1 protein-coding gene is annotated in these 14,376 nt (G+C 63.9%); it reads right to left on the reverse strand.

Annotated elements, in window-relative coordinates; all coding sequences use genetic code 11:
* Positions 1 to 26: 26 nt before the first annotated feature.
* Positions 27 to 14,225 carry an autotransporter-associated beta strand repeat-containing protein gene (locus IAE77_RS17220; RefSeq protein ID WP_294228974.1) on the reverse strand — a complete coding sequence of 4,733 codons (14,199 nt, stop codon included), beginning with the start codon at positions 14,223 to 14,225 and terminating at the stop codon, positions 27 to 29.
* Positions 14,226 to 14,376 lie beyond the last annotated feature (151 nt).

Raw genomic sequence — 14,376 nt, forward strand, 5'->3', positions numbered from 1 at the left:
GGTGACCGGAGGCAGCAAAGTTTCGACTACTTCGAGCGACGGCGGCGCATCAGCAGGGCGGAAAGGCCGAGGAGGAGGAACACGGCACGGGAGGGCTCCGGCACGACGACCAGGACACCGTAGCTGGTGAAGGCGCTGGTGTCCCACGCGAGTCCGGCTCCCAGACCGATGCCGCTGAGATCGAGATCGCCGAGGGTGAAGGCACCCGAGCCTGCCAGCAGCGAATCAGCAGCACCGACCGTGCTCCAGTCGAGCAGTTTGAAGATGTTGCCGATGATGTAGGTGCCGCTGTTGTCGGAGACCTTGATGGTGCCGCCTGCGGTGGTGCCGAGATTGAATTCACCGTTGGTGAGCTTGAGACTGTCGTAGGTGGTGCCGGCGTCCTTCCAGTGAGCGGCGTAAGTGCTGTCGCTCAGATTGGCACCGTTGCTGGTGAGGCCGTTGAGGTAGGTGAGCGCATCGGTCGTGATCCAGTCAAAGCCGGCGTCGATCTGGCTGCTGGAGGTGAGGCCGAGCTGGATCTGGCCGCCGTCCTGCACTTCCAAAGCCGTCGCAGCGGCCGTGAAGGTGAGTTTCTGGTTGCTGATGGCCGTGCTGCCGACGCCAGGGGCAAGGATGGCCCCGTTGCCGATGATCGTGGCTCCAGCAATGCTGCCCGAACCCGACAATGTCGCCCCGGTGTTGATGGTGACGACACCTGCGCCGCCAAGGGAGCCCGTGGAGCCATCGCCGACCCGCAGGGTGCCGCCGGAGACGGTCGTGGCACCGGTGTAGGTGCTGTCACCGGTGAGTTCGAGGGTGTTGCCGCCCAACTTCTTCAGGCCGACGCTGTTCGCTCCGAGATTGGTGTCCGCAATGGCGCTGGCATAGGTGAAGGTGCCTCCGGCGGCGTTCGTGGTATCGAGACCGATGGAGGAACCTGCGGCAAAACCACCCGTGGCCGTGCCGAGACCCTTGATGACGTCGATGTCAGACGCGGTGAACTCACCCGTGCCGCCGACGTTGAAAGCGGCGGTGGCACCGCTGCTGACGACGATGTTGGTGTCCGTCCAACTGGCCGGCGTGTTGTTGTAGAGCGCGGTCTGTTTACGGAACTGCAGGGTGCCGGCCGTGACGTTGGTGACGCCGGTGTTGGTGTTGACACCGTCCATGTAGAGCGTGCCGGAGCCAGCCTTGGTCAAGGCGCCGCCGCCATTGAGCTCGCCGAGATTCGACAGCGTGCCCGACATGGCATTGAAGACGACGTCATTGGTGGCGGAGCCGATGGTGTTGGCCTGCATGTCGAGCGTGGCACCGTCGAGAGTCACCGTGCCCGTGGCGGTGCCGCCGCCCGCAGAATCCGCCCCGCGCAGGATGCTGCCGGAGAAGGTGAGCGTGCCGCCGGTGAAGGTGGCGTTGGCGACTGCATTGCCGGCACCCGAAGTGGAGGCGAGCGTCCAGGCCCCCGAGGTGACGGTGCCGCCGCCGATCTCGATGTTCGTCGTGGTGGTGCTGCCGTTGGAACCCTTGGAGGAGGCGTTGAGGGTGCCGATTTCCAGCGTGCCGGTGTCAAAGCGGAAGACGCTGGCGAGGTCGGAGTTGCGGTTCTGCGTGCCGATGGTGACGGTGGAGAACTTCAGGTCGGCAGCGTGACCGGTGACATCGAAGCTGTTTTGATTCACGCCGACTCCCACGGTCGTGGTTGCGCTGCCAGTGCCCATGTTGAAGGCAGCGGCGCTGACGCCATCCGCCGCACGGACGACGACCGTGCCATCGGAGGCGTGAAGGAAGCTCACGGCGCCGAGGTCGCGGGAACCGGTGCCGACGTTGAACGCGTCCACGTTGATGATGTTCGTGGACGTGCCGAGTTGCAGGCTGTTCACCTGGCCTGAGTTGCCATTGAAAGAGCCGCCTCCGCCCACCGTGAGAGCGCCGGCGGTGATGGTGGTGTCCTGGGCGAGAATCAGCGTGCCCGTGCCGGTGCTGTTCGTGCCTGACGTGCTGCTGACCAGCAAGACACCGCTGGTGGTGTCCAGCGAGACATTCATCGTCTTCAATGCGCTGAAGTCCGCCGTGGCGAAGTTGGTGTTGGAGCCACCGACGATGAAGGTGTTGCCCGTGCCGGTGGTGTTGCTCACGTTGAAGGTGCCCTCTCCAACGGCCGAGAAGAACGTGGTGGTGGTGGCGCCGCCGCTGCCGAGCGAGACATTGCCGGTGACGGTGACCGTCCTGGAGGCGTCAATGTCGAGGATGTTGACGAGCGTGTCGGAATTGGTCTGGGCGATCAGGCCGCCGAAGGTGAGATCGGCCTTCGCCTCGACTCTGCCAGCGGTGGTGATGCTGTTCGCGGTGCCGAATGTCAGCGCACCGGCGAGATTCTGGTCCGCTGTGAAGCGGAGGATGCCGTCATCGATGCGGGTGGCTCCGGAGTAGGCGTTGGAGGCGGTCATCACCCAGGTGTTGGCATCGGCTTTGGTGAAGGTGAGGACACCGGCGGTCTCCACGATGGGGCCCATGGCGTTTTCGAGAGCCGGATCCGAGTCACCGCGAAGGGTGAGGGTCTTGTTTCCGGGGTTCTCGATCCGGACGCCGCCGAGAACGAGGACACCGGTGCCGTCGGCGTCGATGGTGACCGCGCCAGTCGTGCCCTGCATGCCGATGAGACGGTCGGAGATGTGGCCGCTGCCGGTGTATTGCAGTGTGGTGGCCGTGGAGCCGGAGCCCATGCGGATGATGCCGTCCTCGGCGCTGGCAACACTTCCCAGGGCGCTGGCGCCGCCGCCAATGCCGCTGATGGAATCAATGCTCAAGGTGCCCCCACGGATCTCCGTGGTGCCGGAGTAGGTGTTGAGGCCGGAGAGCGTCAAAATGTTGTTCTGAAGCTTCAACAAGCCGCCAGGACCTGCGAGTTGGGTGCTCACGGGAAGATCGCCGGTGTTGCCGAAGACAAAGCCTCTCGACGCATTGATGGTTCCCGTGCCGAGCAGGGACGGATTCACGCCTGCCGTGGTGAAGAGGCCGGCGCTGAGGCTGTTGCCTCCGACGTCCAGCGTGGCTCCGGCGCCGAGGGTGATGTCGCCACCGAGCCCAAGCGCGTTCGATGCACCGATGGTGAGCGTGCCGCCGAGAATGACGGTGTCACCCGAGTAGGTGGCGGCCAAGTTCAGCGTCAGATTGCCGGCACCAGTCTTGGTGAGGCCGCCGATGCCGGAGCCGACAGAGCCTGCGAGCACGAGATCCACGCCGTTCGTGTCGATGGTGCCGCCACCCGCCAGGAAAGAGATCGTGCGCAGGGAAATATCGTCCGTGAGGCCCGAGCCGAGGCGCAATGTGCCGCCGGCAAACACGAGGGCGCCGGTGTCCCCGCCGATGTTGTCGAGATCGGTGATCTCCAGGACGCCTTCATTGATCGTGGTCTTGCGGGTGCCGCCGCCAGCCGTGTTGGCACCCGTCAGAATGAGCGTGCCCCGGCCGGATTTGGTGATGTCGGCCGTCGAAGTGAGCGGAGAGCTGATGGTAGCGGCGAGATTCTCGTTCGTCGCGTAGATGAAGGTCTGCGAGGAGGTGCTGAGCACGGAAGGCAGGCTCATTTCGAAGGCGGTGGCGCTCGTGACACTGGTGACGACAGCTCCGACAGGAATGCCCGCGCCAAACAACGGCATGCCGGGCATCAGACCGGTGGTGCTGGTCACCGTGATGGTGGTGGAGCCCAGAGTCGTCGTCCCGGAGGCGAGGCTGTTCGAGGAGTTCGGATTGATCACCTGAATGACGTATTCATTCGTGCCGCCGACCGCGATGCCGTCGTCAAAGCCACCGAGGCTGGTCTGCAGCGAGTCATTCGCGGCGGCTCCAGTCACGGTGAAGAGCATCGCGCCGCTGGTGATGGCCAGCGTCTGGCCCGCACCGCTGCCGGAGACGCTGAGGAGCGGCGTGGCGGCGTTGTTGAGCACGAGGGAATTGATCGTGGCGCCCGACAGTCCGGTGAGATCGGCGCTCAGGGACTCGCGCACGTTGTCCGTGGCCGCGGCGGCCGCGTAAGTGGCGTATTCGGTGGCGAAATTGAGCGGGCGGAAGCCTGTGCCGAGGATGTAGGTGACGAGCGAGTTGCCCATGTGACCGGCCGCCAGCGCTCCAGCTCCGGTTTCCTCCCCGATGGCCCAGGGAACGATGCTGAGGTTCGTGCTGCCATCCCCCCCGGCACCGCCGACGAGATTGGCGGCGCTGGCGATGAAGGCGTCCTGATTGGTGGCGTCGCCGATGCGGAACTGGTTCGAACGCGTGTTGACGATGCCGAGGTTGTTGCCACGCACGTTGAGCGTGGAGTTGTTCAGGCGGGTGATGTTGTTGGTGATGATGTCCGCATCCGCCCCGGCGACCGTGGTTTCCATCCCGACATAGTTCGCGCCGGAATTCAGGTTCACGACGCCCACGGTCTCATCACGGGTGGAGTTGTTGTCCGTGCGGATGGCGAGACCGCGCACGATGGATTGCCCGCTGAAAGTGCCGTCGGCGGAGTTCAGGGTGATGCTGGTGGTGTCGAGAATATGGGAGGAAGGCCCGGTGGAGCCGTTTTGGTCGAAGAGGAGCACACCGCCCTTGTTCACCTGGACAAAGCTGGCGTTGATCTGGCCGGCGGTGGTGAAGTAGAAGGTGCCGGACTCGACAATGATGCCGCCGGTGAAGCCGGTGCTGATTCCAGTGAGCTGGAGGTTGCTCGGCCCGTCCTTGATGATCGCACCCGTGCCGGCAAAGGTGCCGGCGTAGGTGGAATTGGCCCCCTGGTTGATCGTGAGCGTGTGAACGCCGACATCGACGATGCCGTTTTCAGAATTGGTGGCCCGCTGGCCGCCGGAAAGCCGGCCGATGGTCTCGTCATCGAGCAGTTCCAGCGTGGTCTGGCGATGCGCGGCGAGGGAGACGATGGAGATGTCGCCAATCGCGTTCCCACCCGCGACCTGGAGCACGCCTTCCTGGAGGTCCAGCTCGTCGGTGAAGAAGTTGTTGCCGGACAGCAGCAGGGTGCCGGCACCGGACTTCGTGAGCGCGTAGGGCCCGCGGATGTCGGCGTTGATTTCAAAGGTCTGGGCGCTGTCCTGGGTGATGATGAGCTCATTGATGCCGGTGAGCAGCGTGCCGCCGACGATGGATGGCGTGCCGCCGACATTGCTGGTGACGAGAATGCCGCCGCTGGCGATGCTGAGGACGCCGGCGCCCCCCAGATTGAGGTCAGAGCCGGAGGCCGCGTTGAAGCGCAGGCTGTTGATGCTGATGCCGGAAACCGTGCCGCTGAAGCCGCCGACATCGTCGGTGACGTGATCAGCGGTGACCCAGGTGGAGACGTCGTTCTTGGCGATGGAAGCGAGGGCGACGATGTTGCCACCGGCCGCGTTCGTGGCGTTGGTGGCGAACCACACGCCCGTGCCGTCATCGACCGTGGCGTAAGCGCTTGCGCCAAGAAGGCCGTTGGTGTTCACCGTGTTGGTGATGATGCCGTTGGTCGCGCTTTGGACGCCGGCAGGCAGGACAAAGCGGATGGTGCCGTCACGGTTGCCGGTGGCACGAGTGATGGCGCCGAGGGTCAGGAGCACATCCTGGCCGGCGGAGATGAGGCTGAGCTTCGCCGCGCCTGCGTTGTCGTCCGAAGCGGTCGAATCGAGGGTGAAACTGGCCACCGTCTGGCTGACGGCGGTGCCGGCATTGCCCATCAGCGTGAGCGAACTGCCGCGCAGCTCCAGCGCCGAGCCCGTGCGGAGTTTCACGCCGGTGTTTGGACCAAAATCGAGCACGAGCGTGCCTTCCGCGACGACAGAGGCGCCAGTGGAGGCCAGGCCGGAGTTGTCACCGGCCAGCGTGACGGTGCCGGGGCCGAATTTTTCGAGGGCCGTGGTTCCCGTGGAGGCGAGACCGGCATTGATGGTGCCTTCATACAGATCGATGTCGCCGCCGGTGATGGTGAGCACGCCGGTGCCGTCGATGAGGCCGTTGCGGTCGTTCGCACGCTCACCCAGGATCAAGCGGGAGGTGGTGAGATTGTACACGCCCATGTTGAGAGTGGGCGTGAGACCGCCGGCGTCCTGGCCGATGAAGAGACGATCAAAGTCGGTGGCGACGACGGCGTCATTCGCGCCGAGTTCCACGACGGCACCGTCCCGAAGGAGCAAGGAGGCGTCCGCGCTGAGGGTGGTGGTGCTGTAGGAAAGGACTCCGGAGGCATTCAAGTAGAGAGTGGTGCCGGTGCCCGAGACGACGAAGTCATTGCGCACGTTCAGGACGCCGCCATTGAGATTCAGCGTGGTGCCGCCGCTGAGTGTGAGCACGTCACCGACGCGGCTGGTGCCGCCCGTGATCGTCCAGGTGCCGCCGCCGCTGACGACGGCGTCGGCCGTGTCACCCGTCATGACAAAACCCGCGCCGAGGATGCCCTCGCTGCCAGCGATGCCGGTCAAGGTGAACTGCGTGCCGTCAGCCGTGGGATTGACGGTGACAGGGCTGGTGTAGGTGATGGTGGCACCGCCGAGTCCTGCGGCTGACAGAATGGCCGCGCCAGTGCCGGTGATGGCACGATCCGTGGTCTGGCTGGTGCTGCCGACGAAGCGGAGCGTCGCGGAGCCAATGGTGATGGCGGACCCCTGGCCGAGATTGCTGGCCGCGCCGCCCACATCCGACACGGTGCTGAATTCGAGCGCCCCTTCCGTGATGGAGATGTCTCCTGAGAAGGAGTTCACGCCGCTGAGCCGCACCGTGCGGCTGGTGACGCCCCAGCCGCCGAGCTCGTCATTGATGGCGAGGCTGTAGCCGGAACCGCCATCAGAAATGACCGCGCCGATGTCCAGCGCGCGCACGGAGGAGCCCTGGTAGCTGATGCTGGCGTTGTTTCCGAGCACGATGGAGTTGCTGATGTTGATGATGGAGAAGTTGTCCGACGCCTGGCTGAGGCGGAGGGCATTATTGGCATTCGTGGCGCTGCCGATGGTGATGACGCCGGTGAGATTGACGTTGAGATCGCTGACCGGCGTGCCGGAGGCATCGGCGCTGAGCTCCAGCATGCCGCCGGGCGCGTCGATGGTGATGTTCTGGGCCAGATTGAAGGTGGTGCCGCCGGGAGTGACGAATTGAAGACGCCCGGCGCTGGCGGTGATGGCCCCCGTGCCGAATCCGGTGACGGTCTGGCTTTGAATCGTGCCGCGAACGAGGTCGATCCCGCCGCTCCACGTGCTGTTGTCACCCTGGAAGTAAAGAACGCCGGTGATCTGGTTCCCGCCGCTCAGCGTGTTGATGCTGTCCACGGTGAGCTTGCCACTGCCGCTGACGGGGCCGCTGAGCACCACGTTCCCCTGCGTCGCTGTGACCACGGCGGAGTTCGATCCGCGCATGTTGATGAATGAGTCGGCCGTCACGGTCACCGTGCCGGTGTGGTAGTTGTTGCCGGCGTTTCCGCCGACGGAGAGAGTGCCTCCGGCGAGCGTGATGTTGTTTGCGACGCCAGTGGCCGCGCTGTTGGCCGCGCCGTTGTAGTAAAACACGCCGGTGCTGTTGACGGTGATGCTGGCGAGGTTGCTGTTGATGGTGCTGCCCAGGGCCGTGCTGGTGAGGATTTCCAAAGTGCCCGCATCGATGGTGAAGGCCGCGGTGACGCCGCTGTTGAAGGTGTTGTCCGCCGCGGAGGTCAGCGTGACCTTGCCATCGCCGGTTTTGGTCACGGCAGCCTCGCCGAACAGCGGGCCGAGAGAAAGCACGGAACCCGCATCCGCCACATTCCAGGTCTGATCCTTGCCGATGCGAACGGCGGCGCTGATGGTGACGGCAGCAGGCCCGTCCGTGGCGATCTCGATGCCATCCGTGGCCACCTGGGGCGCGATTTCGAGACGGCTGGTGGTGTTCACTCCCGGATCGATGGTGATGGAGGCCGGTGTATTCGCCGGTGTGGTGCTGGGCTCAAACGTGAGCGAGTTGATCTTGAAGTTCTGCTCCAAAGTGGTGGTCACGGCGGCACTGGTCGGCGCATCCCACTGGAAAATCACATCCGTCCCCTGCCCCGGGATGGAAAGTGCGACCATGGTGCCGGCCTTGTCCTGCGACCAGTTGTCGGCGGCCGCGTTCCAGGTGGTGTCGGTGAGGCCACGCCAGTAGGAGGAGCCGGTGATCAGCGTGCCGGTGGTGATCTTCACGTACGTGTCCTGCACGTCCCAGGTGAAGCCGGAGAAACCGCCCGGTGTGGCTCCCTGAATGAAGTTTCCGAGGCCGAGGGCGCTCAAGCCGCCGTCCGTGACGCTCAGCAGCGTGTAGGTGGTGCCAGGATTGAGCCCGGCATCGGTCATGTTGAAAGTGATCGTGTTGCCAAGGGCCAGGGTGCCGCTGGTGAGCAGCGTCAAGGTGTCCGTGCTCAGGCCATCACCCGCCGTGACCAAGTCGCCGATGTTCAGATTCAAAGCGGCTGTGCCGGAGCCTGTGTTGCCCAGGCTGAGCGAGGTGAGGTTTGAGATGAGCGTGCCTGCGCCATCGAGGAGATTGAGCGTGGAACCGGCTCCGACCTCGATGCTGGTGATGGCACCGGGTGTGGCGATGCCGCCGGTGAGGGCGAGCGTGCTGCCGCCTGTGGCGCTCAAGCCAGTGGTGCCATTGACCGGGGAGGAGATGGTGAAGGTGCCGCCCGTCGCACCCGTGGTGCCCGTGTAAGTGAGCGTGACTCCGGTGGGGATGGTGGCCACGCCCGCACCCGTTTTCATCAAGGAGAGGGCACCACCGCCGCTGTTCTGGATGGTGTAGGTGCCGATGCCGCCGCCAAAGCTGACCGCGGAATCATTCGCGCCGAAGGTCAAAGTGGCCGCGGTGGCGGACATGTTGTCGATGATGGAGGTGCCGTCGGTGTTTGCCGTGAGAGCATTCACGGACTGCGAGGTGCCGTTGAGGTCCCAGATGGCCGTGTCGCCGTTTGCCAGCTCGGGTGCGAGCAGAACGCCGCCGAAACCAGCGCCTGACGGGATCACATTGTCCGCACCCATGCGCAGGATGCCGCGATCGATGTCGGTGTTGGCGTTGTTTTGGTTGTAGTTGCTCGCGGTGCCGTTGAGCACCAGGACACCATCGCCAGTTTTGGTCAGCACCACGCCAAAGGCGGTGGAGGTGGTGATGCTGCCATCGATGATGGTGGTTCCGGTGCCGTCGATGGTCCAGGCGCGGTTGGCGGTGAGGCTGTTGACCGTCCAGGAGCCGAAAGTCAGCGTTTTACCGGCCGCAAGGTTGTTGTTGGTGCCCCAGTTGTTCGCGCTGGCACCGCCAGTCACGTTGCCCAAGGTGATGCTGTAGTCGCCGGTGAACCCCGTGGTGGTGTTGTTGCCTTGTGTCACCGCATTGGTCAGCGTGCGGTCTCCGCCATGGGCGAAGACGGTGCCGCTGCTGAGGGTGAGAGAGCTGGTGCCGAGGGCGCTGTCATGTCCGATGCCGAGCGCTCCCGCGCCAATGGTGGTGGTGCCCGTGTAAGTGTTCGCTCCCGACAAGATCCAGGAGGCAGAACCGTCCACGGTGACGCTGAGCGCGGCACCATTGTCGGCCAGGACACTGGTGATGCGGTTGTCCATCGCATTGACGCCACGAAGGATGAGCGTCTTGGCTCCCGCGACGAGGTCATTGGCCACGTTCGTGAGAATGAGCGGTCCTGCGCCGTCAGCGTGAATCTGATTGCTGCCCGTGGTGGTGTTGAGCCGGATGTAGCGGTCGCTGACCTCACCAGCGCCGACGTATTCAAGAATGCCTCCGCCCGTGCCGCCGTTGCCGAGCGTGAGGGCGGCGGTGGTGCTGCCATTGGCCGAGCTGCCGATGCTGGTGGCCCCCGGGCTGGCGCTGTGGCCAAGCGATGACACGACCAGCGTGCCCTGGGCGATGTTGGTCTCGCCATCATAGGTGTTCGCACCGCTGAGCACGAGGATGCCGCCACCCACCTTGCGGATGCCGGTGCCTGCATCACCGGAAATCACCCCGCTGAGCGTGGTGAAATCCGCTCCGATGAGCGTGTTGTCATCGACACGGATCGCACGGAGACCTTGGGCGTGGATCTGGCCGTCGGTGTACGTGCCGGCGATGCCGCCTGTGTTTGCCGTGTTGGCGCTCATGGTGAACTGCGTGGCGCTGTTCACGCTGACGATGTAAGCACCGGAAGGAATGTTTGTGCCCGTGATCGACTGGCCGACGGCAAGTCCGGCCGTGGAGACGACCGTCACATTGGCGCTGTTTTGAGCAATGGTGAAACTCAAGCCGGGGCCGAGAGCGGTGTGCGTGGCCGTGCCGAGCGAGAAATCGCTGGTGACTTCCACTTCGGCCTTGGTCACCGAGGTCTGACCGACCATCGCCCCGAAGATGAGACCGTCGCGATTATCCAGGAAACCCGTGGTTGTGCCCCAGACATTCCCGGCGCCCCAATCGACGGTGAGCTTGCTGCCACCGGCGGCGAAACCACCGCGGAACATCGCGGATGTGGCCGCTGGCGTGGCAAAACGCATCTGTGATGCGCCGGTGCCGATGGTGCGGGAGAAACTTCCCGAGCTGGCAAGGATGCCGCCATTGAAGACCAGGTTCGAATCCGTGGGCAGTCCGACGCCGTCGGTGACGTAAAGAGCGCCGCCGCGGAGCTCAGTCGGACCGGTGTAGGTGTTCGCTGCCTGCAGATACCAGACACCAGTGTCCGCCTTGTAAACAGACGTGGCCGCCGCCCCGTTGTCCCCGATGATGGGGAAGAAGCGGTTGTCTCCTGTGGAACTGCCGCCAAGCACGAGGCCCTGCGGATTTCCAGCCGCGTTCGGTCCAAAGGCCAGCGCTCCCGGATTCGTCCAACTGCTGGTGGCGCCGTTCACGCCGTTGGACTGAATGCGGACCCCGCCATCCGCCCCGCCGTCGAAGGTGAACAGACGGTCGGTGGCATCATTCGTGGTGCCGGTGTAGCTGATGCCGCCGTAGGCCTGTGTGGCGCTGGCGCCATTGAAGATCAGATTGGCCGCCGCATTGCTTGATGCGCCGATGCCGCTGGGCATGCCGCCGTCCTGGAGGTTGTTGATGCTCACAATGCCGGTGGAACCGATCGTGGTGGAGCCGGAATAGGTGCTCAAACCGAGCCAGGACTGCGCCCCCGTGCCGAGCTTCACCACGCTGATGCTGGCCAGGCCGCCGTCTTCGATGATTCCGTTCGAAGTGCCGGTGCCGTTGGAACCCCCGACCGTCAGGACGACATCGGTCGTGGCGCTGGTGTTGCGGACGATGCCGTTGTTGTTGAACGAGGTGATGTTGTTGGGTGGCGTGACACCGTTGAGCTCGAGAACGGCATCCTGGCGGATCGTGACGGCCGCCGCCCCACCCAAACTGCCACCGGTCACAAGACGAACCGTGCCTTCATTGATTGAAATGGTGCCGGTCTGCGCATTGGCACCTGCCAGGCGCAGCGTTCCCGCTCCGTTTTTCGTCAGCCCGCCGGTGCCTGCATTGATCGGCGTTTCCAAGGTCAGAATATCCGCTCCGCCATCCACACGAATGGTGAGAGTGCCGCTGCCGCCGGCCTGCACACTCGTCCCACCGGTGATGACTGAGGAACCGCCGGTGGCGAGAATGCCGCCGTCCGTGTTATTGGCACCCGTGCGAACGGTCAGCGTGGCACCGGCATTGAGCGTGATCGTGCGGCTGCCGTCGATCTTCAGCGTGCGGATGGTCTGGCTGCCCTGGGCCGTCAGATCTCCGGTGAGAAGGAAGTTGTTCTGCCCCGCCGACAACGCGGCACCTCCCGTGCTGCTGACAAACGTGGCGTCAGTGTCATAAACCGGCACACGCAGCACACCATTGTCAGAATAGGCGAAGTCAGCGCCGTCAAAGTAGATGCGGGGCGAAGCCAGGCCGGTGGCGAGGCCGGTGACAGTGACGATGTTGTTCAAGGGATCCGCCCCCACGATGTTGAGGCCCGATCCATCACCCACGGTGCCCAGGGAGGCGAAGGTCAGCGACGCGGTGCCGCCACTTCCAGGGGTCAGCTTGATGGTGCCTGCTCCCGTGGTCGGCGTGAGGGCACCGAGATTCTCCACATTGTTCGTGCTGGCCTGGCCGAGGAATTCCAGGGTGCCGACGGCATAGACATTGACGGTGTTGAAGATGATGGCGGAGGTGTCGGCGATGACCGTGGAGGCTGCCGCGTTGGCTTTGATCTGCAGGATGCCGTTCGCGATGGTGGTGGAGCCTGTGTAGGTGTTCTCGCCAGCGAGAATCCATCGACCGGAGTCAATCTTCGTCACGGATGTGAGATTGGTCCCGCTGTTGTTGACGATGGTGCCGTTGATGGTGTTGGCACCGGCGTTCGCACCTCCCAGAGTCAGTGTTTTGCTGCCGCCGCCCGTGGCCGTGAAATCCGCGTTCAACACGACGCCAGGGCTCGTTCCGGTCTGGTTCGCCAGGATCGTGGCTCCACCGGTCGAGCCGGACAGATTGAAGACTTTGCCCGTGGTGAGGTTGGCCAGGGTGGCATTGTTTCCGACAATGCTGAAGATGGCGGAGGTGCTGCCGGAGCCGATGTTGATGTTGGAGGTGTTGTTGGTCACGGCGCGGAAGTCATTCACCGCCACCGTGCCGCCCTGGACGTTGACCGCGCCATCCAGCGTGGAGGCGGTGCCCGTGAGAGTCAGCGTGCCGCTGCCGGACTTCGTGAGAATGTGATCAAAGGATGCTCCACCGCTGGCGATGATGTTGCCATTGATCAGCGTGTTGCCATTTCCGCCGATGGTCATCGTGCGGGCGGCACCAGCGTCGGCATTGCTCCAGAAGTTGCCCGTGAAGCTGAGGAGCGCACCGCCTTGAAGATTGTTGGTGAGCGTGGTGTTGGCATTGCCCCCATTCACCGGTGCCGTGGTGAAGCTCATGCCGTAACCATTGCGGCTGCTGAAGGTGAGCGTGATGTTGTCCTCGAACGACATGTTTCCGAAGGCGACGGTCTGGTCCTTGGTGGAGCTGCCGGGAGTGTGATCGGCAAAGATCGTGCTGGCCGCCCGGAAGTACACGTTCGCATTGCTTCCGTTCGAGACTTTGACGTCCGGTGTGTCCATCAGTACGGCCAGAATGCCGCCATTCAAGTCGAGCACAGCACTCGTGGTGCCTGCGGTGCGCGTGCCTAGAACGCCTGCGGAATCGATGCGCACCACGCTTTGGCCGCTGGCAGCACTGCCGCTGACCCGGATGGTGCCGGAGAAGCCCGAGGAGTCCGAGGGGTTCAAGAAGAGGGTGCCGCCACCAGAGCCTTCCAGCGTTCCGGTGCCGGCGAGAATCCCGCTCACATTGTAAAAGCTGGCTCCGGCCTGATTGACGCCGCCCAAGTTGCTGATGGTCGTGGCAGCCGTGCCGAGAACATTCAGGGTGCCAGTGAAATTCAGGGTGCCATCCGCCGCGATCACGCGTGTGCTCAGATTGGTGCCCGAAAACGGCGTCCCCATGGTCACCACGCCGGAGAGAGTGTTCACGCCCGTGCTCAGAAGCGCTCCACCACGATCGGCAATCGGTCCAAAACCCTGGAGCGACAGATCCCGGCTGATGTCAACGCTTCCGCCCAGACCGTTCAGAAACAACGAACCGCCGCCAAAACCCCGCAGGTTGGTCGAGCCGATGACGGGATTGTTGCCGCTGACGACGACTGCCGAACCATCCAGACCCAGAGCGCCCTGGCTGGTGATCACCAGCGTGCCGTTGCTGAGCGTGGTGGTGCCCGTGTAGTCATTTGACGTGTTATCGAGGCGAAGCGTGCCGCCACCAGCCAGGTTCAGGCCGGCGGTTCCGTGGACAAGACTCTCGATGGTTGCTGACTCCCCCAGATTCACCGTGAACGTCGGGGAAGCACCCGCGAGCGTGAGATCGCCGCCTGTCAGCAGGAACCCACTGCGCAGGAAAGCGATCTGATTGGCCGAAATGCCAGAATTCAAAGTGACGGACGTGGCCACTGGCAGCGCAGCGAAAGGGGAACTGAAGATCGCCACATCCGCGCCACTGTTCGGCCAAGTCGTGAGCACGCTGCCATCCCACCAATTGCCCGTGACGACATCCCACGTCCCACTGCCGCCAAGTCCAGTCCCATCGCTGCTGTTGCCTGCCGTGCTGGCGTCGGTGTCCCAATACAACGTGGCAGCCTGGGTCGATGGCGGAGCAAATCCGAGCTGGAGACCCGCCAAGCTGACCGCTGCCACCCGGAAAAACGAATTCAGGTGCGAAAGGAGAGTGCGACTCGCGTGCATGGTGAGCAAAAGGTTGGCTGGAGGTAAAGAAACACCGCCGACAGCCGCTCTCGCGAGACAACTGCCCCAGGTGAAGCCGGGAAGTATGCGAACTCCTCTCTCTGCCGAACAAGGATAAAACCGCCCTTAGGCCATCAACGCGCCATGCATT

The organism is Prosthecobacter sp. (genome assembly GCF_014879935.1).
GTDB lineage: Bacteria > Verrucomicrobiota > Verrucomicrobiia > Verrucomicrobiales > Verrucomicrobiaceae > Prosthecobacter.

What these genes read in the sequence shown, in the direction of transcription:
- IAE77_RS17220 (WP_294228974.1), bottom strand. Translation starts at nt 14,225, where the DNA reads ATGCACGCGAGTCGCACTCTCCTTTCGCACCTGAATTCGTTTTTCCGG.